This window comes from Massilia sp. FBCC-B171 (assembly GCF_059134155.1).
This window is the reverse complement of record NZ_CP101443.1, coordinates 543,412-569,958: the sequence shown is the minus strand read 5'-3', so window position 1 is coordinate 569,958 and position 26,547 is coordinate 543,412. Positions and strand designations below refer to the sequence as shown.

General features: G+C 63.7%; 26 protein-coding genes and 1 tRNA gene. 15 read left to right on the top strand and 12 right to left on the bottom strand.

Going from position 1 to position 26,547, the window contains the following annotated elements:
• Positions 1 to 11: 11 nt before the first annotated feature.
• The 6 genes from hutC (at position 12) to NMB41_RS02630 (ending at position 5,562) form a co-directional block, all read left to right on the top strand.
• The gene (gene hutC, locus NMB41_RS02655; RefSeq protein WP_494382927.1) at positions 12 to 773 is read left to right on the top strand and encodes a histidine utilization transcriptional repressor HutC; all 762 of its coding nucleotides are present in this window, start codon (positions 12 to 14) and stop codon (positions 771 to 773) included.
• An 88-nt stretch (positions 774 to 861) separates the two neighbouring features.
• Complete coding sequence (locus NMB41_RS02650) at positions 862 to 1,260, top strand: response regulator (RefSeq protein WP_494380936.1); 399 nt, start codon at positions 862 to 864, stop codon at positions 1,258 to 1,260.
• Between the two features lie 213 nt (positions 1,261 to 1,473).
• Complete coding sequence (trxA, locus tag NMB41_RS02645) at positions 1,474 to 1,800, top strand: thioredoxin TrxA (protein WP_379720274.1); 327 nt, start codon at positions 1,474 to 1,476, stop codon at positions 1,798 to 1,800.
• 149 nt (positions 1,801 to 1,949) lie between these two features.
• Positions 1,950 to 3,212 carry a transcription termination factor Rho gene (rho, locus tag NMB41_RS02640; protein ID WP_494380935.1) on the top strand — a complete coding sequence of 421 codons (1,263 nt, stop codon included), beginning with the start codon at positions 1,950 to 1,952 and terminating at the stop codon, positions 3,210 to 3,212.
• A gap of 213 nt (positions 3,213 to 3,425) precedes the next feature.
• Positions 3,426 to 3,701, top strand: coding sequence for a type B 50S ribosomal protein L31 (locus NMB41_RS02635; RefSeq protein WP_494380934.1), 276 nt, complete (start codon positions 3,426 to 3,428; stop codon positions 3,699 to 3,701).
• Positions 3,702 to 3,840: 139 nt separating this feature from the next.
• Entirely contained in the window at positions 3,841 to 5,562 is a 1,722-nt protein-coding gene (locus NMB41_RS02630; RefSeq protein ID WP_494380933.1) for an ArnT family glycosyltransferase, read from the top strand.
• Between the two features lie 3 nt (positions 5,563 to 5,565).
• Here NMB41_RS02630 and NMB41_RS02625 read toward each other — a convergent pair whose 3' ends face one another.
• A complete protein-coding gene (locus tag NMB41_RS02625; RefSeq protein ID WP_494380932.1) occupies positions 5,566 to 6,216 on the bottom strand; it encodes an FxDxF family PEP-CTERM protein in 651 nt (216 codons plus the stop codon).
• 184 nt (positions 6,217 to 6,400) lie between these two features.
• Here NMB41_RS02625 and NMB41_RS02620 point away from each other — a divergent pair, with 184 nt between their 5' ends.
• Positions 6,401 to 6,955: a hypothetical protein gene (locus tag NMB41_RS02620; RefSeq protein WP_494380931.1), complete on the top strand. Its 555-nt coding sequence runs from the start codon at positions 6,401 to 6,403 to the stop codon at positions 6,953 to 6,955.
• Positions 6,938 to 7,022: transfer RNA gene (locus NMB41_RS02615), tRNA-Leu, on the top strand. The genes NMB41_RS02620 and NMB41_RS02615 overlap by 18 nt, the downstream gene beginning before the upstream one ends.
• A gap of 147 nt (positions 7,023 to 7,169) precedes the next feature.
• Here NMB41_RS02615 and NMB41_RS02610 read toward each other — a convergent pair.
• The 4 genes from NMB41_RS02610 to NMB41_RS02595 form a co-directional block, all read right to left on the bottom strand.
• On the bottom strand, positions 7,170 to 8,786 hold the full coding sequence (locus NMB41_RS02610; RefSeq protein WP_494380930.1) for a methyl-accepting chemotaxis protein: 1,617 nt from the start codon (positions 8,784 to 8,786) through the stop codon (positions 7,170 to 7,172).
• A 280-nt stretch (positions 8,787 to 9,066) separates the two neighbouring features.
• Entirely contained in the window at positions 9,067 to 9,882 is an 816-nt protein-coding gene (gene dsbG, locus NMB41_RS02605) for a thiol:disulfide interchange protein DsbG (RefSeq protein ID WP_494380929.1), read from the bottom strand.
• A gap of 30 nt (positions 9,883 to 9,912) precedes the next feature.
• On the bottom strand, positions 9,913 to 11,661 hold the full coding sequence (gene dsbD / locus NMB41_RS02600; protein WP_494380928.1) for a protein-disulfide reductase DsbD: 1,749 nt from the start codon (positions 11,659 to 11,661) through the stop codon (positions 9,913 to 9,915).
• A complete protein-coding gene (locus NMB41_RS02595) occupies positions 11,658 to 12,518 on the bottom strand; it encodes a prolipoprotein diacylglyceryl transferase family protein (protein ID WP_494380927.1) in 861 nt (286 codons plus the stop codon). Before NMB41_RS02595 ends, dsbD begins: the two co-directional genes overlap by 4 nt.
• A gap of 233 nt (positions 12,519 to 12,751) precedes the next feature.
• Here NMB41_RS02595 and NMB41_RS02590 point away from each other — a divergent pair, with 233 nt between their 5' ends.
• Together NMB41_RS02590 and NMB41_RS02585 are read left to right on the top strand one after the other, a co-directional pair.
• The gene (locus tag NMB41_RS02590; protein ID WP_494380926.1) at positions 12,752 to 13,417 is read left to right on the top strand and encodes a response regulator; all 666 of its coding nucleotides are present in this window, start codon (positions 12,752 to 12,754) and stop codon (positions 13,415 to 13,417) included.
• The gene (locus NMB41_RS02585; RefSeq protein WP_494380925.1) at positions 13,414 to 14,730 is read left to right on the top strand and encodes an ATP-binding protein; all 1,317 of its coding nucleotides are present in this window, start codon (positions 13,414 to 13,416) and stop codon (positions 14,728 to 14,730) included. Before NMB41_RS02590 ends, NMB41_RS02585 begins: the two co-directional genes overlap by 4 nt.
• A 284-nt stretch (positions 14,731 to 15,014) precedes the next feature.
• On the opposite strand, the gene NMB41_RS02580 is transcribed toward NMB41_RS02585, so the two are convergent.
• From NMB41_RS02580 to NMB41_RS02550, 7 genes are all read right to left on the bottom strand, one after another.
• A complete protein-coding gene (locus tag NMB41_RS02580; protein WP_494380924.1) occupies positions 15,015 to 17,219 on the bottom strand; it encodes a heavy metal translocating P-type ATPase in 2,205 nt (734 codons plus the stop codon).
• Positions 17,220 to 17,222: 3 nt separating this feature from the next.
• On the bottom strand, positions 17,223 to 18,356 hold the full coding sequence (locus tag NMB41_RS02575; protein ID WP_494380923.1) for a c-type cytochrome: 1,134 nt from the start codon (positions 18,354 to 18,356) through the stop codon (positions 17,223 to 17,225).
• 25 nt (positions 18,357 to 18,381) lie between these two features.
• A complete protein-coding gene (locus NMB41_RS02570; RefSeq protein ID WP_494380922.1) occupies positions 18,382 to 19,263 on the bottom strand; it encodes a c-type cytochrome in 882 nt (293 codons plus the stop codon).
• On the bottom strand, positions 19,260 to 19,892 hold the full coding sequence (locus NMB41_RS02565; protein WP_494380921.1) for a cbb3-type cytochrome c oxidase subunit II: 633 nt from the start codon (positions 19,890 to 19,892) through the stop codon (positions 19,260 to 19,262). Before NMB41_RS02565 ends, NMB41_RS02570 begins: the two co-directional genes overlap by 4 nt.
• Before the next feature lie 2 nt (positions 19,893 to 19,894).
• Positions 19,895 to 21,502, bottom strand: a complete 1,608-nt coding sequence (locus NMB41_RS02560) for a cbb3-type cytochrome c oxidase subunit I (protein WP_494380920.1) — start codon at positions 21,500 to 21,502, stop codon at positions 19,895 to 19,897.
• Between the two features lie 325 nt (positions 21,503 to 21,827).
• The gene (locus NMB41_RS02555; RefSeq protein WP_494380919.1) at positions 21,828 to 23,207 is read right to left on the bottom strand and encodes an MBL fold metallo-hydrolase; all 1,380 of its coding nucleotides are present in this window, start codon (positions 23,205 to 23,207) and stop codon (positions 21,828 to 21,830) included.
• 94 nt (positions 23,208 to 23,301) lie between these two features.
• Positions 23,302 to 23,667 carry a protein tyrosine phosphatase family protein gene (locus tag NMB41_RS02550; protein ID WP_494380918.1) on the bottom strand — a complete coding sequence of 122 codons (366 nt, stop codon included), beginning with the start codon at positions 23,665 to 23,667 and terminating at the stop codon, positions 23,302 to 23,304.
• A 100-nt stretch (positions 23,668 to 23,767) separates the two neighbouring features.
• Between NMB41_RS02550 and NMB41_RS02545 the strand changes: the two genes are divergently transcribed.
• From NMB41_RS02545 to NMB41_RS02525, 5 genes are read left to right on the top strand one after another with little or no spacing between them, the layout of a single operon-like run.
• Complete coding sequence (locus NMB41_RS02545) at positions 23,768 to 24,100, top strand: metalloregulator ArsR/SmtB family transcription factor (protein ID WP_494380917.1); 333 nt, start codon at positions 23,768 to 23,770, stop codon at positions 24,098 to 24,100.
• Positions 24,097 to 24,528 (top strand): YeeE/YedE family protein, encoded by a 432-nt coding sequence (locus NMB41_RS02540; protein ID WP_494380916.1) that lies wholly within the window; start codon positions 24,097 to 24,099, stop codon positions 24,526 to 24,528. Before NMB41_RS02545 ends, NMB41_RS02540 begins: the two co-directional genes overlap by 4 nt.
• Before the next feature lie 10 nt (positions 24,529 to 24,538).
• A complete protein-coding gene (locus NMB41_RS02535; RefSeq protein ID WP_494380915.1) occupies positions 24,539 to 24,976 on the top strand; it encodes a YeeE/YedE family protein in 438 nt (145 codons plus the stop codon).
• A 28-nt stretch (positions 24,977 to 25,004) separates the two neighbouring features.
• Positions 25,005 to 25,796, top strand: a complete 792-nt coding sequence (locus NMB41_RS02530; protein ID WP_494380914.1) for a sulfite exporter TauE/SafE family protein — start codon at positions 25,005 to 25,007, stop codon at positions 25,794 to 25,796.
• 34 nt (positions 25,797 to 25,830) lie between these two features.
• Complete coding sequence (locus tag NMB41_RS02525; RefSeq protein ID WP_494380913.1) at positions 25,831 to 26,532, top strand: MBL fold metallo-hydrolase; 702 nt, start codon at positions 25,831 to 25,833, stop codon at positions 26,530 to 26,532.
• Positions 26,533 to 26,547: the final 15 nt, after the last annotated feature.

Here is a 26,547-nt window from a genome sequence, read left to right as displayed (position 1 = left end):
TCGAATTCGCGATGCTAGAATCGGCCATCGATTATCGCCTTCCGGAGAGCAGTTTGGACGAACCCAGCGCGCAAGCGAGCACCCCCATCTTCCAGCAGATCAAGGACTACCTGGTCGGCGAAATCGCCACCGGGCGCTGGAAGGAAGGCGAGCTGGTGCCGTCCGAGCAGGCGCTGGTGCGCCAGTTCGGCGTTTCGCGCATGACCGTCAACCGCGCCGTGCGCGAACTGACGGCCGAACAGATCCTCACGCGGCGCCAGGGTTCGGGCACCTATGTCGCCCCGCGCAAATACCAGGCGACCCTGGTCGAGATCCGCAACATCGCCGACGAGGTGCGCGCACGCGGGCACCGCCACGCCAGCCGCCTGCACCTGCTGGAAGAAGCGCCGGCGAGTGAAGCGCTGGCGCTGCAATTCGGGCTCGAGGCGGGCGCCCCGCTGTTCCATTCGCTGATCGTGCACTTCGAGAACGAGGTTCCGATCCAGCTCGAGGACCGCTGGGTCAACCCCGCCTGCGCCCCGGCCTACCTGGCGCAGGATTTCGCCAGCATCACGCCGAACGAACACCTGATGGCGGTCGCTCCGCTGCAGGGGGCGACCTATAGCCTGGAAGCCCTGGGCGCGCCGCGCGAAGTGACGGAGCTGCTCGCCATCGACGGCCGCACGCCCTGCCTCGTGCTCAAGCGCAGGACCACCTCGCAGGGCCGCGTGGCCTCGGTCGTCACGATGTGGCACCCGGGCCATTTGATTCAGTTCACCGGCAGCGTAACCTGAACCGCGAAATATTTTGAACGGCGTGTGCCACGCTGGCCCGTTCTCGCACATAATCGCTGCCAGTTAACATTTCGCCGGAACCAACTGTATGAATAACCTCGCTCCGTCAGGCGCAGGCCAGCCGCCGCGTGTGCTGGTGCTCGACGACGACCGTTTCATGCTCGAGATGGTGAAAGACATGCTGCACACCATCGGCGTGCGCGAAGTCTATACCGAAGCGACCACGCGCCACGCCTTGTCGACCCTGGCCGAACAGGGTCCGGATGTCCTGATCTGCGATCTGGTCCTGCCCGACATGGATGGCATCGAATTTCTGCAGGCCGCTGCCGAACAGGGTTTTCGCGGCGGCGTGATCCTGCTGTCGGGCATGGATCCCGAGGTGCGCGACGCGGCCGGCGAACTGGCGCGCGCGCTCGGATTACGCGTGGCGGGTATATTCCGCAAGCCTATTGCACTGGACCAGTTGTGCTCAGCTGTCAGTCGTTAGGATTTTGTACAAACGCCCGAACACTTTTTGGGAAAATAAGGTATTATTCGGCCTAAATCCCCCGCCTGACGTCCTCTTGACGCCCTTCTAATATTGAGTTCGCGCACATTGCCTCCACCATTGTGCTGCAGCCCGCCGTATTAGTAATCGGAAGCCGGACGAGCCCCACAGGCTCCAGGCGTACATTGATCCTTACCTCTCTTTGAGGAAAACATGAGCGAAAACATTAAACACATCAGCGATGCTTCTTTCGAAACCGACGTGCTCAAGTCCGAGCGTCCGGTACTGGTCGATTTCTGGGCCGAGTGGTGCGGTCCGTGCAAGATGATCGCCCCGATCCTCGAAGAAGTCGCTAAAGAATACGACGGCAAGATCACGATCGCGAAGATGGACGTCGACGCCAACCAGGCTGTTCCAGCCCAGTTCGGCATCCGTGGCATCCCGACCCTGATCCTGTTCAAGGACGGCGCGGTAGCCGCGCAAAAAGTCGGCGCATTGGCCAAGGGCCAGCTGACTGCTTTCATCGACAGCAATATCTAAAAAGAATCGCATAGCGGCGGCAGCGCGCCCGCGCTGCCGCCATTGTCCGGAAGGGAAGCGGTCGGCTCCGACCGCTTCCCGACTCGATTAACTAAGCCACGCAGTTCCCTCCCCTACCTTTACTTCCCGTCACGGGACACCCACACAACATGCACTTATCTGAACTGAAGGCAATGCACGTCTCCGCGCTGCTGGAGATGGCCATCGGCCTCGACATCGACAACGCAGCGCGCCTGCGCAAGCAGGAACTGATGTTCGCGATCCTGAAGAAGCGCGCCAAATCCGGCGAGCAGATCTTCGGCGACGGCGCCCTCGAAGTCCTGCCGGACGGCTTCGGCTTCCTGCGCTCCCCCGATGCGAGCTACATGGCATCGACCGACGACATCTATATTTCGCCGTCGCAGATTCGCCGCTTCAACCTGCATACGGGTGACTCGATCGAAGGCGAAGTGCGTACGCCAAAAGATGGCGAGCGTTACTTTGCCCTGGTAAAAGTGGACAAGGTCAACGGCGAATCGCCGGAAGCCTCGAAGCACCGCATCCTGTTTGAAAACCTGACGCCGCTGCACCCGAACGAGCCGCTGCGCCTCGAGCGCGACATGAACGGCGCCGAGAACATCACCGGCCGCATCGTCGACCTGATCTCGCCGATCGGCAAGGGCCAGCGCGGCCTGCTGGTCGCTTCGCCAAAATCCGGCAAGTCGGTCATGCTGCAGCACATCGCCCACGCGATCACCGCCAACCACCCCGACTGCACCCTGATCGTGCTCCTGATCGACGAGCGTCCTGAAGAAGTGACGGAGATGCAGCGCTCGGTGCGCGGCGAAGTCGTCGCCTCGACCTTCGACGAACCGGCCACGCGTCACGTGCAGGTTGCCGAGATGGTGCTGGAAAAGGCCAAGCGCCTGGTCGAAATGAAGAAGGACGTCGTGATCCTGCTCGACTCGATCACCCGCCTGGCGCGCGCCTACAACACCGTCATCCCTGCCTCGGGCAAGGTCCTGACCGGTGGTGTCGACGCCAACGCGCTGCAGCGTCCGAAGCGTTTCTTCGGCGCCGCCCGTAACATCGAAGAAGGCGGCTCGCTGACCATCATCGCCACCGCCCTGATCGAAACCGGTTCGCGCATGGATGACGTCATCTACGAAGAATTCAAGGGCACCGGCAACATGGAAGTGCACCTCGAACGCCGCCTCGCCGAGAAGCGCGTCTACCCGGCGATCAACCTGAACAAATCGGGTACGCGCCGCGAAGAGTTGCTCATCAAGCCAGACCAGCTGCAGAAAATCTGGATCCTGCGCAAGTTGCTGTACTCGATGGACGAGATCGAAGCGATGGAGTTCATCCTCGACAAGATGCGCGCGACGAAGACGAATATCGAATTCTTCGACATGATGCGCCGCGGCGGTTAAACCCCGTTGAAGCATCCAGAAAGGCAGCCTCGGCTGCCTTTTTTTATTTGCCAGTTGAACATGCACGCCGCCAAAAGCTTGCCTGGGGGCGCAGGGCGATTTATAATCGTCGGTTCAGTAGTACTCACCCCCGGCAAGTGATCGGCAATCGGGTCAGGAAGCAGGACGACCGACGAAGTGCTGTTTGGCTACCAAACCTACCAAGGCAGAACCATGAAAAAAGAAATCCATCCAGAATACCGTGACGTCGTCTTCCAGGACATGTCGTGCGACTTCAAATTCATCACCCGCTCGACCATCAATACCCGCGAAACGATCAACTTCGAAGGTAAAGACTACCCACTGATCAAGATCGAGGTGTCGGCTGAATCGCACCCATTCTTCACCGGCAAGCACAAGATCGTCGACACCGCTGGCCGCGTCGAGAAGTTCCGCCAGAAATTCGGCGCTGTCGGTTCGAAGACCGCCGTCGCGAACGACCAGGGTTAATTCCCACGAAGCCCCACGCGGGCTTCACCGAGCCCCCACGGGCCTCAAGAAAGAAGCCGCGAATTAGGAACCTAATTCCGGCTTCTTTTTTTTCGCCGCTATACTAGCGCGACATTAATTCCCAACATCAGACTTATCGATGAAACCAGTCCGCCTCCCCGCCGCCGCCACGCTGGCCTTGCCGCGCTGGGCCTTGTTCGCGCTCGGCCTGCTGTATATCCTGCCGGGCCTGATCGGCCGCGATCCGTGGAAGGACGACGCCGGCAGCTTCGGCATCATGTGGACCATGGCGAGGGGTGGCCTGAACGACTGGCTGTATCCGAACATCGCCGGCCTGCCGGCACTCGAAGACGGGCCGCTCGTGTTCTGGCTGGGCGCCGTCTGCATCAAGCTCTTCGGCTGGCTGCTGGGCGACGTGCTGGCCGCGCGCGTGTCGAACCTCGGCATCTTCGTGATGGGCGGCATGTCGCTCTGGTACACCGCCTTCCACCTGGGCCGCCGCCCCGAGGCACAGCCGCTGCGCCTGGCCTTCGGCGGTCAGCCGGAACCGGACGCCTATGGCCGTACCCTGGCCGATACCACGGTGCTGATCTACCTCGGCTCGCTGGGCCTGCTGCTCTACAGCCATGAAACCCTGGCCGTCACCCTGCAAGGCTCGCTGGTCGCCTATTTCCTCTACCGCGCGGTGCGCTACATCGAGAGCGCCAGCCTGCGCAATGCCGCCCTGGTCGGCCTGTCGCTGGGCGCCCTGACGCTCACGCGCGGCCCGCTGTCCTCCATCGCCCTGCTGCTGGCGCTGCTCTTGTCGACGCGCCTGTTCCACATCCCGTCCGGCCTGGCGCTGCGCCACATGGCGCTTGCCGCCGCCGCCGGCGTCGCCCTGACCCTGGTGTGGGTCCTGCCGGCCAGCCTGGTGCAGCCCTACGGCCAGTCGCCGATCGCAAGCTGGTTCGGCACCAACGTCGAACAGCTGGCCCTGCCGAGCTGGGTCTCGATCAAGGCCTTCTTCCGCGTCGGCGTCTGGTTCTTCTGGCCGGCCTGGCCGTTTGCCGGCTGGGCGATCTGGGCCTGGCGGCGCCAGGAAGACATGCTGCACATCGTGCTGCCGCTGACCTTCCTGGGCGCGCTCACCGCCCTGTTCCTGTGCGACCCGACGCCCGAAAACGGCGACCTGCTCAAACTCCTGCCGCCGCTGGCCCTGATGGCCGCCTTCGGCCTGCCGACCATGAAGCGCGGCGCGATCAATGCCATCGACTGGTTCTCGGTAATGGCCTTGACGACGCTGGGCGCCCTGGTCTGGCTGTTCTGGATCGCCAAGCTGACCGGCTGGCCGGCCAAGCTGTCGCACAACGCCCTGAAACTGGTGCCAGGCTTTACGCCCGAATTCGGGATCGTCGCCTTCCTGGTGGCCGCCGCCGTCTCGGTCGGCTGGATCTGGCTGGTACGTTGGCGCGTGTCGCGCCAGCGCACGGTGCTGTGGCGCGCCGTGGTGCTTTCCTCGAGCGGCTTGATCCTGCTGTGGGTCTTGCTCATGACCCTGTTCCTGCCGGACCTGAACTACAGCAAGAGCTACGCCGGCGTGGCGCAGGCGATCGCGGCCAAGCTGCCGCACGACGCCAACTGCATCGACACCAATGTCGGCGCCGCCCAGCGCGCCTCGTTCGCCTATTACGGGCGCCTGCCGTTTGTCGGCGTCGAAGGCGGACAGTGCGACTACGTCCTGCTGCAGGACAACGTCAAGACGCGCGACGACCGCGCGCTGTTCCGCGAGTGGTCGGCGCGCGGCGCCACGCTGCTGTGGGAAGGCCGGCGCGCCTCCGACCGCAACGAGCGCTTCCGCCTGTACCGGCGCGCGCCCTGAGTCTTATTTAGCGACCTCCCCATGAAGCCGCCCGCGAGGGCGGCTTTTCTTTTGCGGCACCGCCAGCGGCACCCCGCGGCGCCAGGCCAGCGCGCCGCCCAGCAGGCCCGCCAGCAGCAGCGCACAGGCCGGCGCATCCGGCACGGGAGACACCGTCAGGTCGGCCCCGAAGCTGCCGCCGGCCGCCCCCAGCACCTGCCCGTCCACCCGCAGCGCATACGATCCGCTCACCAGGTTCAGCCCCGTCACGGCCCACGAATCGACCGGATTGTCGCCGAACCCGGTCAGGTCGATGCCCGCCAGCGCATTGCCGATGATGGCGAGGGTCTGCGGGTCGTAGCGGTACAGGGAAAGGCCGGTGATCCGGAGGTCTTTCGAGCCCGGCGAATCGAGGAAGGACGAGGTCAGCGAGGCGGCCGCATCGAAGGGCGTACCGGCGACAGCAAACGTGAACAGGTCGGCAAAGCTGCTGCCGCTTTGCGCACCGGTGAAAGTGTCGCCGAAGAAGGCATTGAAGCCGCCCGCGCCGTCGGCCACGGTGGCCACCTCGGTACTGCGTTCGATCACCTGCGCCTGCGCCGGCGCGGCGCCCGCGAGGACGGCGAAAACCAGGGCGGAAAGTGCGGCTCCCGGCACGATCAAGAATCGTTTCATGGTGCCTCCATCGGCAAGTAGCAATGGTTCGGTCATGTCGACGTACAGCCGCACGAAAACGCGCCCGGCATGGGCAAGCGTCCCGGTCAGCTTATTTGTGTCACGTCAACTCCAGGGCGCAAGCGGGACCGACAATGGCAAGAGTGCCCTGCCGATCCCGATCCGCCCCTTAGGAGGAGACAACATGAAAAGCGTATTGTTCTCGGAAATCGTACAGGCACCCCGCCGCCCCGACCTGCGCCGCCTGACCCCGCTCACCGCCTACGGCCTGACGCTGGCGATCGGCATGCCGCTGCTGGTGCTGGCGCTGTGCGCCGCCTTCCCGCAAGCGCCGCTGGCCGTCATCGTGCTCCCGGTGCTGGCCGGCCTGGCCCTGCCGCTGTGCACGGGCGCCCCCGGCCGGCTCGACGTCAATACCCGCTTCGACGCCTGCCACATGCGTGCCACACTGGACAGCACGCTGGGCGAGATGGGATTCACCGAGGCCAGCGCCACACCAGACCGCATCCGCTACATCAAGACCAGTGCCAGCGCCTGGCACGCCCAGGCGGTCAGCATCCGCATCCGCCCACACGCCCTCGAGGTCACCGGCCCGATCCCGATCCTGCGCGCCTTGCAGGCCGCGCTGGCCGGAACGGTGCCCGCGAAGGACCCCGCCGACCTTTCACGCCGGGAAACTGTTGCCGCTGCAATCCAAATCAGCGATAATGCGGAGCGCGTTGCCGGGATGGCGGAATAGGTAGACGCACGGGACTCAAAATCCCGCGCCGCGAGGCGTACCGGTTCGATTCCGGTTCCCGGCACCACCAAACACTCGCATGACGTATCAAGAAATATCAGAACCCGCGGTCCTCATCAGAGGCGCGGGTTTTTGTTGTTTCACGCAGGCTGATGGTGGCTTTGTTGGGATCTCAAACTGTCGGAAATCGACATACCAACACCAAGGGACATGCTCAGTGCGCCAGGACCGGTCGCACGGGCGGTGTCAGCCGGGATTGAACGCGACCGTCACCCAGCATGGCGCCATTTGCACTGTCGGCCGCCAGCTTGAACGTGCTGACCACGGCCAGCAATCCCTGCGCTTGCACCTGCATTGAATCTGCAGCTGCTGCTGCCTCTTCCACAAGCGCCGCATTCTGCTGCGTCACCTGGTCCATCTGGGCGATTGCCTGGTTGACCTGGGCAATGCCGGCACTCTGCTCCTGGCCGGCGATGGTGATCTCGCTCATGATGTCGGTAACCCGCTTGACGCTTGCGACGACCTCGTTCATCGTCTCGCCCGCAGCGGTGACCAGCTTGCTCCCGAGGTCTACTTTGCCCACCGAATCACCGATCAGCTCCTTGATCTCCTTCGCAGCGGCAGCACTGCGCTGCGCCAGATTGCGCACTTCGGACGCTACGACGGCGAATCCGCGACCTTGCTCGCCTGCACGAGCGGCCTCGACCGCGGCGTTCAATGCCAGAATGTTTGTCTGGAATGCGATGCCATCGATGACACCGATGATGTCGACGATGCGTTTCGCCGATTCGTTGATCGAACCCATCGTACCGACCACCTGATCAACGACGTCGCCGCCCTTGACTGCGACTTGCGATGCTTTCGTTGCCAGCTCGTTCGCCTGGCGCACGTTTTCCGTGTTCTGCTGGACAGTGGAGGTCAACTCTTCCATCGAGGCGGCCGTCTCTTCGAGCGAACTCGCCTGCTGTTCGGTGCGGGCCGACAGGTCCAGGTTGCCGGCGGCGATCTCGCCGGACGCTGTCGTGATCGTGTCCGTACCGTCGCGGACCTTGGAAACGAGCGCGGCCAGGCTATGCTGCATCTTGCGCATTGCGAACATCAGGCTGGTGCTGTTGCGTTCGTCGTCCACATCGATGCGGATCGTCAGGTCGCCGTCTGCAATTGAAGAGGCAATTGCAGCAGCGTAATCAGGTTCGCCGCCAAGCTGCCGAGTGACATCGCGCGTCAGCCACCACGCGACACCGGCACCAATGACGATGGCGCACGCGGCCAGCACGAGACTGAGCGTCAGCATGCTACGCGTCTGCTGGGTTAACGCATCTTTGGAGACGGCAACTGCCTCGTTCTTTTCTTTGATGAGCTTGAGCAGGTCAGCACGGGCCTCGCGCCAGAGGGGCGTTTCTTCCGCGGTCAGGGTAGCGATCGCCGCAGTTTGATCCTGCGTAGCGAGTTTCATGATCGTGTCTTGTACCGCAGCGCGTTTTTCCTGTAACGCCTGAATTTTCGACAGCGTTGCCCCTGTGGCCGCTTCCGCTTGTGCGAGCAATTGCGCCTTCCCCAGTTCCTTGCCGAATGCGCTGCGCGCGGATGCCAGGTTTTCATATCCCTGCTTGTTCGCTGGATCGAGAATAATGTTTCGCAGTGCCTGGCCCATCTGTAAGCCTTGCGCATACAGATTGTTGTTTGCACTTAGGAATGCCTGATCTTGCTCGATGAACTTGTCGAACTGTGCGGCAGCGCTGCGCATGCCGGAGATCGCCGTTCCGACCGCGACCATAAATAGGATGAATACGACGGCCATGCAAAGGGCCATCTTGTTTCGCAACTTCATGTTTGCCTCGATAAGTGTAATAGAAGGTCACCCTGATGAAGGCAGACCAAGAATCAGAATTATGAAGTGAAACAAATGATTCTCTAAGGAAATTATCGAGAAAATGAAGAGGGGTGGCATTCGCCGACGTATATCCGCAACGTGACGCATTCCGGGCGGACGAGCGCCGACCCGCCCGCGGCAGGTATGCCTTCAAGCGTTAAATATGCATCAGGTCGCGGGTGGAATTATGTGGTGGTTGCTCGCTGTCCCGCCTGGCGAGCATGTGGCGTCCTGGCTCTTACATGAACTTCTCCAGGCCCGGATTCGTATTGCGCTGTCCAGGCAGTCCCGTAATTCCCGGTAACTCGGAAAGGCGGGGCATGCCGCTCTTGACGTGCACCTTTCCCTGTTTGTCGCGCCACACGATGCCCGGAGTTCCGCCGATGCCGAACCCATCCATCACCTCACCGTTCTTCTGGATAGCGGTTACTAGCGCTGGGTGGGATGTGGCGCTGATGCCCGCTGGCGCAGTCCAGGGCTTGCCATGGTTCTCTTCCATGCTGCGGAAGGCTGCCAGTTTGTTCCTGGCAGCGAGGATCGAAACCGCCTTGGGCATACTGGTCGGCCCCAGCATTGCCACTGGTATCCAGCGTACCTGCAAGCCTGCAGCCTGATACGGCTGGACTGCCTGCCACAGGTAATGACAATAAGGGCAGTTCGCGTCGACGAACGCATAGATGACGCTCTTCGGATTGCCTGTGCTGCCCTCGGCGACATAGCTTGTCTTTTCGAGCTGCCGGAAGGCAGTGGAGAGGTCCGGCTGCGGCACCTGCGACGCTTCGTATAGCTGAGAAAGGTTCTGGCCGCGTTCATCGATCAGTGCACCCGCGATGAGTATTTTGCTGTCAGCGGTGGTGTAGACAACCGAATACTTCCCGCCCTGCGATAAAACCCATCCAGTCAAACCCGACGCGGCGGGGAACTGCTTGATGACCTTGACACCTGCACTGACCGCGCCGTTGAGCACTTTCGGTATCGCCTGCGCCGCGAAAGCGGACGACATGACGGTTGCCGCCGCGAATGCGAGGACGATGCTGCCTTTTTTAATACTCATGCTTTCTCCGGATGGATCGATATGGATGATTCAGGTAGCAGGTTGGACGACAGCTGCAAGCGAATGCAGGAATGCATCGGCGTCCTGGTAGCCGATCACGCGCGTTCCCGTGATCTCGACTCCCGCAGCGCCAAAGAACACGATTCCCGGCGGGCCGAACAGTCCGAAGCGCTTCAGCAGGGCCTGGTCGGCAGGTCTGTTGGCCGTTACGTCCACCTGCAAAAGAACCAGTGTGTCGAGCTGGGCGCGCACACGCGCGTCGGAGAAAGTGAAGCGCTCCATTTCCTTGCATGAAACGCACCAGTCCGCATAGAAATCGAGCATGACCGGTTTGCCGCCGGCCGCTGCAAGGGCTGCGTCGAGTTCAGCGGCGTTACCTATGCGCTTGAATGCTGTCGCGGCGCCATGCGCGTCCGCAGCCTGGGTGAACGGGGCGAAGGGATCGGCGCCTCCGGCCGCCAGCCCCGCCAGCTGCACTGCACCTAGGGCGCCGGCGAGCACACCGACGGCAAGATTGAGCGGGTTGCGGTATCTGGACAGGAGCCACACCGCGTAGCCCAGGCCGAGCACGGCCCAGCCGACCATCTGGTAGCGGGGAGGAATGACCGGGGAAGCAATCCACAAGGCCGTGCCGAGCATCAGGACGCCGAAGAACTTCTTGATGTCGTTCATCCAGACGCCTGCACGCGGCAGCAGGGTCCCGGCGGACGCGCCAAGCAGCAACAGGGGAATGCTCATTCCGACCGCCATTGCGAACAGTGCGCTCCCGCCGATCAGCGCATCGCGCGTCTGGCTGATGTACACCAGCGCCCCTGCCAGTGGAGCGGCAACGCACGGGCCGACGATCAGCGCCGACAGCGCACCCATGACAAAGACACCCGCATGCGTGCCGGCGCTGCGCTCGTTCGATTTGCCCATCAGCCGCGTCTGGATACCAGCAGGCATCTGCAACTCATACACGCCGACCATCGATAGCGAGAGTGCTGCCATCAGGAGTGCGAAGCCTCCCAGCACCCAGGCGTTCTGAAGCGCTGCTGCGAGTCCCTGTCCGGCGAGGCCGGCGGTAATGCCCATCAATGTGTACACCAGTGCCATGCCCAGGGAATACGAGGCAGACAGGCCCAGTCCGCGCATGCGGGAAATCTGGACGCCGTTGCCGACGATAATGGAGGACAGGATCGGCAGCATCGGCAGGACGCAGGGCGTGAAAGCAAGGCCCAGGCCGAGTAAGAGGAACATCGGCAGAATCAGCACCAGGTCGCGGCTGAGTAATGCCTTCTCGATCCGGCCGGCATCGTCGCCAGCCCCGATTACGCTTGGCGATGGCGTGGGGTTCCCAGCGTCGCCGCCGACAAGCGCAGCCGTCGAGGTCATTGGGGAGTAGCACAGTCCTTTGTCCGAACAACCCTGCGACGTCGCCAGCAACGTGAACGCGCCGCTGCCAGTGACCGGTACGCGAATCGTTACAGTTCCGCGGTAGGTTTCGACATTTTTCTCGAAGGTCTTGTCGTAAACAACGGCGCCCTGCGGCATGCGTGGTGATCCGGTCGTGGCGCCCTGTGCCTTGAAAGCGAAACGTTCGCGGTACATGTAATAGCCGGGCGCGATGTCGTAGCGTACTTCGGCATCATTCCCGTCCATCCGGGCAGAAAACTTGAATGCCTGCTCCGGCGGCAAGAACGAATCGTCCGCCCCTGCAGGCATCGTCATGAACAGCGATGCCACTGCAGCCGACGCAATCAAGCGCCACCGGAACAGCTTGAAAAAAGCCGCGATCATTGAATTTCCTTGATTTGAGGTCCCGCGCCTGCAGCCGGCACCACCGCTGGCCTGGTCAGCAGTTCGAGTCGTTGCGCGAGCGTCGCCGGCGACAATTCCCCCATGCGCCGATCGACGAGCTTTCCTTCTGCATCGAAAAACATCGTAGTCGGAAGGCCAGGGGCATGCGCGACTGCGGCGACGCTGCCTGCTGGGTCGAGGAGCAAGTTTTCGAGCGTCAGGGATTGCGCATCGAGGTAAGCGCGAATCGTCTCGGCGCTTTCTCCCTGGTTCACGAACACGAAGGTCACGCCCGGCACCGTGCGCTGCGCTTGCTCCAGCACCGGCATTTCACGCCGGCATGGCGGGCACCATGTCGCCCACAAATTCAGCACCACCGGCTTGCCGGCGAGTGCGCTCAACGGCACTTCTCTTCCATCCAAATCGCTAAGCGTTAACTCGGGAAGGCCGCCGTCAACGGGAAACAGATCAGCCATCGCTGTACCAGCTACCCATAGCAGCGTGCCGGAAAGGACGCCTGCAATCACTGCCTTGCGCTTGTCAGCCTGGCGCCAGGCTACCCAGCCGCCGGCAATGACAGCGGCGAGAACGCCAAGCGCCAGGCGAAACCCTCCGTCGCGTACGTCAATGATCCGCCATGGCTCATTGGCGTAACGGTCCCAGTAGACACCGACGAACGCGGCGCGCGCCGTCAGCACGGCAACGGCTATCACAAACAATAAAATGCGCTCCACTTGCACGCCATCGGAGCGGGCAATGCGATTTCCCACTGCAGCCCCGGCGATCACGGCTACGAGCGTCACCAACAGGCTCACTGGCAAGACCAGGGGTCCGATCATTACTTCTGTCATGTTCATCTTTCATGAGCGTTTCCAGGCCTCGCCTGTGCTTGCCGCGCCTGGCTGGCACCTGGCACAGACGAGTTTCGAGCGTGAAACGGATGGTAGGGGCTGCCGATTACCGCAGCGTTAAGGGAATGAATTAATTTGCTTACCAGGGATAGCCGCGGCTCTTGCACCAACGGCTCCGCGTTAACCTTGGAGTAATCGCAAACGGGTAAGATGAGATTTTTGCGGAACTGGGTGGTTTGATGCGCGTGCTAGTAGTGGAAGACGACCAGCTGGTCGCCAGCGGAATCGTCGCCGGGCTGCGGCTTTCGGGGATCGACGCGGACCATGTGCCGAATGCTTCGATGGCAGACGCCGCAGTCCAGGCGGGCCGCTTCGACGTCATCATCCTCGACCTGGGGCTGCCGGACGCGGATGGCGTGTCCTTGCTCAAGCGCTGGCGCGCCGGCGGCAGGGCCTGCCCGGTGCTCGTACTGACCGCGCGCGATAGCGTCACGGACAAGGTGGGAGGGCTGCGCGCCGGCGCTGACGACTACCTCGTCAAGCCCTTCGACCTGGATGAGCTCACGGCACGGTTGCACGCACTGCAACGCCGTAGTGCCGGGCGCAGCATCGACCTGATCGAACACGGACCGCTATCGTTCAACCCCGCCACCTCCGAAGTCAGGCTGCATGGCGAGCCCGTCGAGTTGTCACGCAGGGAGCTCGCCCTGCTGCAAACGCTGCTCAACTGCGGCAGCCGCATCCTCAGCGCCGAACAGGTGAAAGACAGTCTCTACGGCCTCGGTGAAAGCGTCGAGAGCAATGCCCTGAACGTGCACATCCATCACCTGCGCCGCAAGCTGGGACAGCAGATTGTCGAAACAGTACGCGGTCTCGGTTATCGCCTGGGACCGGCCGGCAAATGAAAACGCTTCGATTACGCCTCCTGGTCGCGATTGGCGCTTCTTTCGCACTGTTCTGGACGCTGTCTTCTGTCTGGACCCTGGTCGACCTGCGCACCGAGTTCCGCGACGCGCTCGATGAAAGGCTCGCCGCCTCTGCGCGCATGGTGTCCGCGCTGGTCGCCGATTCGCCGGCGCTGACGGCGCGTTCGGCCACCCGGGAAACGCCCTCTTATCTGGTGCGGACCGATGGTGTCGCTTGCGAGATCAGGCTTCTGCGCGGGGGAATCGTCGGACGCACACGCAATAGCCCTCACCGCCTGGGCATTGCCGCCCCCGGCTTTCAAACGCGCTCCATCGACGGTGTCGAATGGCGCAGCTATACGATCGAACAGAATGGCGTGCGCATCACGACGGCCGACCGTGTAGAACGCCGTGAACATCTGTTCCGCAACATCGCGTTTGCGACCTTCGTTCCTTTCCTGGTCGCGATGGTCGCTACCCTGGCTGCCTTGTGGTTCGCGATACGGCGCTGCCTCAAACCGCTTGAGCGGATCCGCGGTGCACTGGCGGCGCGCGCTCCCGACGCATTGCAGCCCTTGCCTGTGGAGGGTTTGCCCGGCGAACTTTCGCCACTGGTCTCGACCGTCAACGGCTTGCTCGCCAAGATCGAGCGCGCCATCGAGCGCGAACGACGATTCACCGGCGACGCCGCCCATGAACTGCGTACGCCGCTCACCGCAGTCAAGACGCACCTCCAGGTTGCGCGCCTGAGCGAGCCGGGCGCAGCAGCCGGTGTCGCACTTGACCATGCCGAGCAGGGAGTGCGTCGTCTCCAGAGCACGATCGAGCAGTTGCTGATGCTGGCCCGTGTCGAGGGCTCGGTATCATTCGAGGAGGACCAGCAACTGGACGCGCGAACCGTTGTCGAGCATGCCATTAATCAGCTCCCTGCCACCTCCGTCCAGCGCATCCACGTTATCGATGAAGGCGGCGCCGACCGCTTACTGGGGGTCCCGGCCTCGCTTGCAATGACCGCATTGCGCAATCTGCTCGACAATGCCCTGCGCTATGGCACTGCCGACGCACCGGTCGTGATCCGCATTCAGCCTGCGGGCCAGTCGGTCGGGTTCACGGTCGAGGATGAGGGAGAAGGATTGAGCGAGGCCGACATTGCCCGCGCCGGACAACGGTTCTGGCGCAAGGGCGGCGGCCAGGGAAGTGGACTCGGTTTGTCGATTGTGCGCGCCATCGCGGCGCGCTATGAAGGTTCCTGGGTATTGCAACGTGGAAGCCAAGGCGGCATGAGGGCGCGCCTTACCCTTCCTTGCGGCTGATGCCAGCCTGAAAACCCGGATTGGCGCCTCCTTGCGCAACCGGCGGCGGGGATGAGACCGATCATGCGCCGCCTGCGTTCAGATGCACAGTATCATTCCTCATCGACCCGGCCGCCTGAATACAGTGCAGGCGCGCATACCAACAACGGAGCGCGGATGATTCTGGCACCCGACTACACGGCACTATTTTCCGCATCTCCCTACCCGTACGTGCTGATCACGCCCGGGCCATGAGTCAAGGCATCGACGCAGACGGGAATGGCTTGCGGGACCAGGCCGCGCGATTAGCGCAACCGCTCCAGGCGCGTCGTATTGAGGACCACGCTCAGGCTGCTGCCCAGCATTGCGAACGCCGCCGCGACGGGCAGTACCATGCCCGTGGACGAGAGGGCGAGCACGAGAACGTTATAGGCCATCGAAAACACCAGGTTCTGGCGCACGATACGAACAGTACGCCGCGCATGGCGCCAGGCCGCCACGACCTGATCGAGCCCGCCGCTTGCAATCACGACACCCGCCGTGGCCACGGCGGCGGTGCTGGCGCCTTGCACCGATATGCCGCAATCGGCGCCTGCCAGCGCCAGTGCATCGTTGACGCCGTCGCCAACGAAGACCGCAGGCCGGCCGGCCGATTCGACGATTTCCGCCTTGCGTTCCGGGCTGCATCCTGCATGCACCCTGTCTTTCGACAGTCCGATCACGAAAGCGACCTTGCTTGCAGGACCGGCCTCGTCGCCCGTCACCAGGCGCAGCCCGATCCCAGCATCGGCAAGAACGGACATCGCGCCCGCGGCATCCTTGCGAATCGCGTCGCATAACAGCAAAGACCCCAGCCAGGCGCCATTGCGGGCCACGTCGATCCGGGTGTTGCCTTGCGTTCCAATCGCGGCTGGAACCGGCACGCCATGGGTCTCGAGGAAACGGGCGTTACCGACCAATACCCGGCACACGCCGTCGGTGCTGCGCCAGTCGCTGCCTTGCGCATGACGTTGCGCGATGCCGGCGACCGGCACGGCATCCGGCAAGCTTGCCGCGGCCTCCAGGACGGCGCGCGCCACAGGGTGCGCGATACCGTGTTCGGCCTGCCCGGCCCAATACAAAACCTGCTCGCAGGTGACGCCAGGTGCGGTGACCGTCTCCGCCAGTACCAGGCGGCCCTCGGTCAGCGTGCCGGTCTTGTCGAACAGGATCTCGCGCGCGTTGGCGAGCGCTTCGAGCGAAGCCGGGTCGCGAAACAGGATGCCGTTGCGCGCCGCGCTCGCGGCGGAAGTCGAATAGGCCAGCGGCAACGCAAGCCCCACCGCGCACGGGCAGGCCGCCACCAGCACGGACAATGCACGCAGTGCTGCTTCGACTGCGTCGCCATGCGCGAGCCAGCTACCCAAAAAACTCAGGCCAGCAAGTGCCAGTGCACCCGGGATCAGCCAGCGCGCAAAGCGCTCGGCCTGGGAAGCGGCTGCACTGCGGGCGCCGAACAGTTCGAGCATGCGCACGCCGATGCGGTCGATGAAACGCTGTCCGTAGGCCTGCTCGACACGGACCGTCAGCCGGCACGACAGGTTGATTGCACCAGCCACGACCTGCGATCCCGGCCCCACCGGCACCGGCAGCGACTCGCCGTTCACTACCGCGGAGTCGACCTCGCTGGCGCCCTCGGTCACTACGCCGTCGACGGCGATACGCTCGCCGGCGTCGACGAGTACCAGGTCGCCCTTCTGCACCTCGGATGCCGGGATATCGGCCGGAATACCATCGGCCCCCACGCGCCGCGCCGTCTCGGGCACCGCCTGGCGCAATGCATTGACCGCGGCCGAGTTATGGCGGCGCGCGTACAGTTCGACCAGGCGTCCACACAGGAGGAAGGTGACCAGCATCGTTGCGGTATCGGCGTACACATGCGCGCTGCCGCGCGCCAGGGCCCAGGCCGACAGCGCGCTGGCGGCGACAACGCCAAGCGAAATCAGGGCGTCCATGCCCGGCACGCCCGCCCGCAGGGTGCGCCAGCCTGCGCGGTGGAATGCCGCCGCCGACCAGGTGACCACCGGCAGCGCGGCCAGGCAGGTGGCCAGCGCCACCCACCAGGCGGCGGGGGACGCGGCGAAATCCGCATCCAGGTACAGGGCGAAGGAACCGAGCATGCTCCACATGCCGAAGAATGCGGCCACCGCCAGGCGCATCCAGACCGCACGTGCCTGGGCATCGATCTGCGCCTCGACTTCCTGCGCTTCGAGCAGCGGTGTGATCGTGTAGCCCAGTTTTTGCACCCGCGCGAACAGGACGTCGAGGTCGATCGTCTGCGGATCCCAGCGGATCAGTGCCGAACCGCCGGCGAAGCTGGTGCTGGCCCAGGTCACCCCGGGCGTGCGGGCAAGGGTACGTTCGACGGCCATGGCGCAGCTGCCGCACCACATGCCTTCGATGCTGACCACCATGCGGCCTGCGCGCCGCAGCGACTCACGGTCGAGATCGTCGAACGGCAGCGCGGCCATGGATCAGGTTCCCGCCGGGTTGCTGCGTGCTACACCGACGCCGAGCAGCTTGCCGTTGACTTCCTTGCCGTAATAGCTTTTCTCGTCCTTGTGAAACTTGGCGCGCGCCTCTTCGATCTCGCCGGTCTGGCGCGGATCCTTCGGCCGCTCGTGGCCGTTGATATAGGCGGCCACGTCCCAGGCGTCCTGGTCCGAGAGGCTGTACGGTTTGCTGAGTGGCATGTTGGCCTTGATGAAGCCGGCGGCGGTATCGATCCGCGCCATGCCGGCGCCCCAGTTGTAGGCTTCCGGTCCCCACAGCGGCGGGAAACGCAGCTTGCCGTCGGCTTCCTTGCGTCCCTGGCCGTCAGCGCCGTGGCACAGCACGCAGTTCTGCTCGTACACTTTGGCGCCGCGCGCGTAGTCGTAACCGCGCGCCGTTTCCTTGACCTTGATGTAGCCGCCGCCACGCATCTCCTCGCCGGTCGGCGCGCCATCGGCCAGCCAGTACATGTAGGTCATCAGCTCCTTGTAGACCTCGTCCCCGGGCGGAGGCGCCTTGCCGGCAGGTGAGGCCTGGGCGTTCATCGAGTAGTTGAAGCAGCCATTGATGCGCTCTTCGAGCGTGTTGATCTTGTTGTTCTTGGCGCGGAATTTCGGATACTGCACATAGGCGGCCCACATCGGCGCCGAGTTTTCGCGGCGTCCGGCGTCAAGGTGGCACTGGGCGCAGGCCATGCTGTTGCCGACGTAGCGCGAGGCAAAACGCGGGGTATCGACGAAGATGTCGCGGCCGCGCTTGATGGCGTCGCCCACAGGCCCCTTCGGAATCTCGGACTCCGACGGCGGCACGAAATAGCCGTCATGGCCGACCGGCTGGAGCGGTGCCGGGACCGTGCCCTCCTTGTCCTTCTTGCGGGCCGCGCGTGCGGCCAGCATGGCTTCGCGCGCCGCCTTCTCCTGCGCCTCGTGCGTCAGCGCCGGGGCGACATTCTCGCCGCCGAGCGAGGTACGCAGCTTGTCCCAGGCGCCGCTCTGGTGCACCAGCGCGCCGAGGGCGAACAGGGCCAGGCCGCCGCCGGCGCCGGCCAGGACCCGTTTTACCGTGCGGCCGATGCCGTAAGGGCTGCTGTTATCGGTTTCTTTTGGATGTGTCATGATCTTCCTTTGCCAGCGGCTGGCCTCAGAGTTGGGGTGTCGGCGGCGTCGCCGCTGCCTGCACGGACGGCGCCGCGGCGCGCGATGGCATCGAGCCCAGGTAGTCGGCGACCGAGCGCATGTCCTCGAAACTCATGCGCTGTGCAATGCCATCCATGAGTGCCTGCGGCGAATTCTTGCGCTCGCCCTGATGCCAGGCGGTCAGCTGCGCGAAGATGTAGTCCGGCTTCTGCCCGGCCAGCGCCGGAAAGCCGGGCGCCACGCCCTCGCCGCTCATGCCGTGGCAGGAAAAGCAGGCCGGGACGTTCGTCTTCCAGTCGCCCTTTTCGGCAATCATGCGTCCGCGCGCCAGGTCGCCGCCGAGCGTCGGCGCCAGCGTCGTGCTCAGCTCGATGCCGGCGTAATAGCTGGCCAGCTTTGCCATGTCCTCCTCGGACAGCGCGCGGGCGACGACTTGCATCGACTCGTTATGGCGCGCTCCTGTCTTGAAGTCCTGCAGCTGCTTGTGCAGGTACTCGGCCGGCTGACCGGCAAGACGCGGCGTATTCAGGTTGCCCTGCCCCGCTTCGCCGTGGCACGAGGCGCAGCTCCATGCCTGCCCCTTGCCCAGCGCGACCAGCTGTAGCGTGGCTGCATCGCCATCGGCCACGCCGGGCGTACCCGACAGCGAACCGGCAGCAGCAGGGGGTACGGCCTGCACCGGGGCCAGCAAGTTCGTTTCCGCCTTCTGCTCGAGGCCGCGCCGCTGCGCACGGTATTCGGAGATATAGGTGAGCAAGCCCCAGAATGCCAGTGCGAAGACCACTGCCAACACGAACAGGGGAACCGGCCGCACCTGTTCCCAGGGATCGAACGCTTCGTCGACCGGCGCCTTGAGCGGACGGCTTTGTGGATCGGTTTTCTTCATTGTTGCTCCTTCCTGGACAGCGCATAGCCTTCGTCACGAATACGGTCGCCGGCGGGGCCACCCTGGTAAGTACGGTTCAGGCCCTGGAGGTAGGCGACCAGGTCGAGTGCCTCTTTCGTCGCCACGACAACCTCGCCCTCGGGCTGGTAAGCGGGCGGCAGCTTGACGACCACATCGCCGGGTTCCGCCACCTTCTTGCGCTCGAACAGGTAGGAGTAGGAAGGCATGATGCTCCAGTCGAAAATCGCCCGCGGCTGGTAGAGGTGGGTCAGGTGCCAGTCCCTGCTCGGCAGGCGCGCGCCGACGTTGAGCAGGTCGGGGCCGGTACGCATGGTGCCGAGCTGGTGCGGGCGATCGAATGCGAAATCGGCGGCGGTCGGTGCCGGACCCCAGCCCTTGGCCATGTCGGCCAGGGTCTGGCCGGCGGCGCGCGGCTGCTGGCTGTGGCAGTACACGCAGCCCTGGTTGATGTATTGCTGGCGCCCGGCCAGCTGCTGCGGCGAGTAATCGACGAGGCCGGGTGCCGGCGCCTGATCGCGGATCTGGGCGCCGGGAATAATCACCAGCATCAGGGTGGCGAAGGCCAGGATGGCGATCGCGCCGACAAAGATAGGAATAAGCCGGTTCATCATCATGCTCCCGCGTTGACGGCCGCCGGCGCCTGGTCGGCAAGCGACAAGCGTGGCTTGCCCTTGCCCAGCAGGAGCGCGGCGATATGGAATGCGAATACAAAGTGCCCGGCGGTCATGAGGGTGCCGCCGACCGAGCGCGCCTGCAGGTAGGGGATGGTTGCCCTGGTGATCGCTTCAAACGAGCGCCCGACGTCCAGCAGGCCGACGCCCTGGATCCAGCCGCCCAGCGACACGGCGAAGAAGTACAGCGCAAAGCCGCCGACAACCAGCCAGAAGTGCAGTTTGAGCAGGCGCGGCCACGGCCAGTCGCGCCCGGTCAGGTAAGGCAGCATGTAGTAGATCGCGCCGAACAGCACCATCGTCGTGAAGCCATAGGCGCCCAAGTGGGCGTGGCCGACGGTGTAGTGCGTGAAGTGGGTGACCGAATTGACCGCGCGCAGCGCCTCGATCGAACCCTGGAACGACGACAGCGTGTACATCAGCGCGCCGAGCGCAACGAAGCGCAGCGCCACCGACTCCTTCAGCGCCCAGGCGTTGCGGGCCACCGTGGTGTGCTGGTTGACCGCGACCGCGATCACCGGGATGAACATCATGACGCTGTGCACGATCGACATCGTCACCAGCCAGGTCGGCACCGGTGCGCCGATCAGGTGGTGAATGCCGACCTGGCTGTAGAACAGGGCCAGTCCCCAGAAACCGAGCAGCGACAGGCTGTATGAATAGACCGGCTGGCCGACGATCTTCGGGATCAGGTAATACGCGGTCCCGACGCCGAGCGGCGTCAGCCACAAGCCCAGGACATTGTGCGCATACCACCAGTTCACCGTTGCCTGCTGCACGCCGGCGTGCAGGCCCGGGAGATTGGCGATCACATACAGGACCGGAAACCATACCAGTCCACCCAGGAAATACCAGCCGGAGACATAGATGTGATGCGACTTGCGGTGGCGCGCCGTCATCACCAGGGGAAACGCGAGACAGGCGCCGCCGACAGCCAGCAGCAGGCCGATCTGCCATGGAATTTCCAGCCATTCCACGCCTTGGGTATGGCCCAGCGCAATCGCGGTCACGCCCATGCCGACGCCGAGGGTCCAGACCATCGCTCCGAACATCGCCACCCCCGGATGACGCAGCGGCGTATGAAAAATGCGCGGCACGATCCACAGCGCCGAGGCGATGCCGGCCACGGACAGCCAACCGTAGGCAACCAGGTTCAGGTGCATGGTGCGCATGCGGCCGAAGGTCAATGGCGCATGGGCGGACAACCAGTCGGGCAGGTGCAGTTTCAGGGAGGCGATCACGCCGAACACGGAACCGAGCACCAGCCAGAATGCGGCCACCGCCACCATCAGCATCACGGTGCGCCGTCCGGCAATGTCGATCCGCTCGCGCATCGCGTCGAACCGGTGGGCGTCCGTACCGAGCGCAGGACGCCCGAACGCAGTTGGGTCGTCAGGCGCGCCGGTCTCGCCCGGTTCGAAGATCGTGTTCGCGTCTCGCTGCGACAACGAGAACTGGCGCCGGGCGATGGCCCAGATAAGAAAACCGAGCGCACAAAGGGAAGCGGTAAAGCTTAACGCCAGCAGAAGACCAATGGTTTTTGGCATGGAATCAGTATTTGATGGGAGCGCTGCGCGTCTGGACGCCTGCGCAGGATGATTTTTTCATTCGCTTGAGGAAAGCCGGCGAAGTTCACTGGTTGAGCAAGTTACCTGCTCATGCGGCCCCGCCGGCCTCACGCCCAATCTCACGCTGGCAACCGGCCAATTGAATTCAAGCAATGATTGTTCTTCGAGGCGCGATGCTACATCGCCCCGGTTAACGCAACGTTAAGGAAACCGTCCTAACGCATGGCGTTGCACCATGGCCACACGGAGCCCCTTTCCGCGCGGGCCGGCGTATATGCCGTCGCGCGCGGGTCCATCGGCTCGCTTATTTGGCCTGATTCTTCTCCAAGGGCAGACCAAGCTTCTCCCATGCCGTTATGCCGCCGAGCATGTTGTACACATTCGTGAACCCATTGCGCCGGAGAATACTCACCGCCAGCCCGGAGCGGTTCCCCACGCTGCAGTGGGCAACGATTCGCCGGTCCTTTGGAATCGCCGGCAGGTTTTCTTCGAGATGCCCGACGAAGGTATGGTGCGCGCCCGGAATATGCTTTTCTTCCCACTCCATGTCGTCGCGCACGTCGAGGATGAACAGCCCTCCTTCCTCACGCCAGCGTGCGGCTTCGGTGGCGCTGGTCGTACCGAGCGTTTCGATGGGAAGTCCCTTTTCGCGCCATGTCTCGACCCCGTTGACAAGCACGCCTTCGACGCTGTCGATGCCGATGCGGGCAAGCTGTGCGATTGCCGCAGGCGCCTTCCCGGGCTGTTCCACCACGATGAAGATGCTGGCCTGATCTTTTGCGATCCATCCGCCAAAGCTGGACAGCCCTTCCAGCCACACGTTGTAGGAGCCCGGGATATGCGCCCCTGCGAAGGCTTCGGGCGGCCGCGTATCGATCACGATCGCGCCCTGGATGCGCTCGCGGAAGGCGTCAGGCGCAAGCACATGATCCCCAAGGGAGGGAGGCAGCGGCCGCCCGGCTTTCAGATTGACGACCTCCATGTGAGCAAAGTACGGCGGCCTGGGCAGGTTTTCTCCGGCCTTCTGCTTCATGAATTCTTCGCGGCTTTTCTTGAAAACCGGGTTTGTCGCACGTTCGATACCGAGCGTCGACTCGTCGCGCTCGGAGATATTGCCTCCGCATGCAGATCCCGACCCATGCGCTGGCAGGATGAACGCCTGGTCGCCGAGCGGCGCCAGCTTCCGGTGGACCGAATCGTAGAGGACGCCTGCATTTTCCGCCGTCAAATTCGGGTCCGACAAATCGGTCCGGCCACTATCGCCAACAAAGAGCGTATCCCCGGTGAAGACGGCCCAGCATTGGTCGCCGGTGTCTTCGGGGTAGACCGCATAGGACATGCTCTCGGGAGTGTGCCCCGGCGTGGCCAGCGCAACGAAGCGGGTTGTACCCACCTTGAATTCCTTGCCATCGTCAAGCGCCACATCGACGCGCCCGAAAAGGGGGTGCTTACCTGCCAGAATCTTCGCACCGGTCACTTCGGCCAGGGTCGCGGAGCCGAACTCGAAATCCTCCTGGCGATGGGTTTCAATGCAATACGCGATGCGCAGCTCATTGTCGCGGGCGAGTTGCAGATACTCTGCCACGTCGCGCCGCGGATCGACGACGACCGCAAGCCCGTCGCCGCACCCGAGCACATAGGCATTGTGGCCCAGCCCCTTCGTTTTTACCCGTTGAAAAAACATATTGCATTCCTTTCGTTAAGGTTTAGTCCTGCACGCCGAACCTGCGCTGGCCTAGCTTCTCGTTCCCGGATTAACTGCGCATTAACGTGCGCGTTCACGTGCGCGTTGCGTTCCCTTGCCCTTGCTGCCGCAGCCCCTCGGAAAGCTGCCACAAGGTTTCGGCCCGCAGGCCGGTGCGGCAGTAGGCCAGCACCGGCTTCGGCGCCGCGGCAATCAGCGCAGCAAAGGCCTCGACGTCGCGCGGGGTGATTTTTCCTGGAACAACCGGCAGGTAATGCGCCTCTACGCCGCACTGGGCCGCCTGCTCCGCCACTACGGCGAACGACGGCTGGTCGGCGGCCTCGCCGTCGGGCCGGTTGCAAATGATGGTCGCCAGACCTGCGTCGCGCAGCCCTGGCAAGGCGTCAGGCCCAACTTGCGAGGTAATTGCGAAATCTTTATCGAGGTAACGGATGCTCATGTGATCTCCCTGTGGTGGAATTCGTCAACAATCTATTGAAAGATATATCGTAAGTGAATATAATATCTTCAGGAATAACGAAACACAAGAAGGATTCAAGATGAGCGATGTACAGAAACTGGATCTCCAGGCGATGCAATCGGCCGCGAGCCAAGCCTGCGGCCTGCTGAAAACGCTGGGCAATCCCGACCGGCTGCTCTTGCTGTGCCAGCTGACGCAAGGCGAGTTCTGCGTCAGCGAACTCGAAACGCTGCTGCAAATCCAGCAGCCGACCCTGTCCCAGCAGCTTGGGGTGCTGCGCGAGGAAGGTCTCGTCAGCACCCGGCGCGAGGGCAAGCAGATTTTTTACAAGATCGACAGCCGCGAGGCGACGGCGATCATGCAGGTCCTTTATGAATTGTTCTGCCAGCCAGGCAAAGGAGAAACGACATGACGATTGACTGGGTTAACTTCACGCCGCAGGCGGCACTTGCCGGCGGTGTACTGATTGGACTGGCCGCCGCCGCCTTTGTCCTCTTCAACGGCAGGATCGCCGGCATCAGCGGCATTCTAGGCGGCTTGCTGCGCGTAGAGCGCGGTGACGCCGGCTGGCGCGTGGCCTTCCTGGCCGGCCTGCTTGCAGCCCCCGTCGTGTACGGCCTGTTCGCGGCGCTGCCTGAAGTCACCGTCGATGCCGGCGCCGGCACGCTGGTGGCCGCCGGCCTGCTGGTGGGTCTCGGCACCCGCTACGGCGCCGGCTGTACCAGCGGCCATGGCGTCTGCGGGATTTCACGCATGTCGCCCCGTTCGCTGGTCGCCACGGCGGCGTTCATGTTCGCCGGCTTCGTCACGGTCTATCTCGTTCGCCACGTCTTCAACTGAGGGAATCGACATGCAAATCTTCATGGCTTTACTGGTCGGCCTGCTGTTCGGCATCGGCCTGATCGTATCCGGCATGACCGATCCCGCCAAAGTGATCGGCTTTCTCGACCTGGCAGGCAACTGGAATCCGTCGCTCGGCTTCGTGATGGGCGGTGCGATCCTGGTGGGCGTTTTCGCATTCGGCGTGGCGCGCAAACGTCAACGTTCCCTGCTGGGCGCGCCCATGCGCCTGCCGACGGCGACTGTCATCGACCGCCGCCTTGTACTCGGTTCGCTCGCCTTTGGCGCCGGGTGGGGACTGGCCGGGTATTGCCCGGGCCCTGCCCTCGCGTCGCTCGCGACGGGCGGCGACAAGCCGCTGCTCTTCACGCTGGCGATGCTGGCCGGGATGGCGCTGTTCGAAGTGCTGGAACGCGTCTCGGCCACACGCGCGCAGGGCAAGGCCTGAACATGGACACGCCGAACGGGAGGCTGGCATGCTGACCAGCGTCGGACTGGGCCTGGTGGTGGGGGTGATCCTCGCCCTGACCGGGGCGGGTGGCGGCATCCTGGCCGTCCCGCTGCTGATTTTCGGCACCGGCGTCAGCGTTGCCGAGGCCGGACCGGTCGGACTCATGGCGGTCGGCATGGCTGCTGCGCTGGGGGCGGTACTGGGCTTGCGTGCCGGGATCGTGCGCTACCGCGCCGCCGTGCTGATCGCGGCCACCGGCATGGTCCTGTCGCCGGCGGGCCTGTGGGCAGCGCGGCAAGTCGACAGCCGCTGGCTGGCCGTTCTGTTCGCGCTGGTGCTGTTGTATGTCGCCCTCAAAACGTTCAGGCAGGCATCGGGTAATGGCCCCATCGCCACGGCCGCCAAAGTGGTGTGCAAACGCGACGTGGGTAGCGGGCGCTTCATCTGGACCCGCCCCTGCGCACTGGCCATGTCCCTGTCGGGCGGTCTCGCCGGCCTGCTCTCCGGGCTGCTCGGCGTGGGCGGGGGCTTTGTCATGGTGCCCGCATTGCAGCGCTACACGGACCTGCCGATGAAGTCGGCCGTAGCGACCTCGCTGGCCGTCATCGCCCTGATTTCGCTGATGGGTGTCGCCACCACCGCTGCGAGCGGCCGTCTGGACTGGGCGCTCGCGCTGCCTTTCTCGGCAGGCGCGCTTGCAGGAATGCTCGGCGGCCGCTCGCTCGCATCCCGTCTTGCCGGACCGCAGTTACAGAAGGGTTTTGCAATCGTCTCAGCGATCGTCGCCATCGCGATGATCGTCAAGGCAATGTCGTAAACAAGTTTCGTTACCATTGATCGAGGAAACCAAGATGAACCTGAATCCCATCCAGCTGTTCGATACCGAATCATCGACCTTCACCTATATCCTGACGGCGCCGGGGTCGAACCAGGCCGTCATCATCGATCCCGTAGACCATCACTGGGAGCGCGACCTGCGTCACCTGGAGCGCCTCGGGCTGCGGTTGGTCTATGTCCTGGAAACGCACGCGCATGCCGACCACGTCACGTCCGCCGGCAAGCTGCGCGAACTGACCGGCGCGCAGGCGGCGGTGCCAAGCGGCTGCGGCATCGCTCCCGCCGAACTGCAATTGAACGACGGCGACGTCATCCGCTTCGGCGATGGCGAGGAAATCAAGGTGCTGCATACGCCCGGCCATACGGCCGGCAGCATGAGCTATGTCTGGCGCGGCAATGCCTTCACCGGCGATACGCTGCTGATCGACGGCTGCGGCCGCACCGACTTCCAGAGCGGCAGCAGCGATGCCCTCTACGACAGCGTGACCGCCAAATTGTTTTCGCTGCCGGACGACACGCGCATGTGGCCGGGGCACGACTACAAGGGCCAGGCAGTCTCGACGATCGGCTGGGAAAAGCGGCACAACGCCCGCCTGGCCAACCGCAGCCGTGAAGATTTCGGCAAGCTGATGAGCGAACTGAATTTGCCCAAGCCGAAGCTGATCGATGTCGCCGTGCCGGCAAACCAGAATCTGGGCCTGCCGCACGGCGCCTGACACCAATCAACCCAT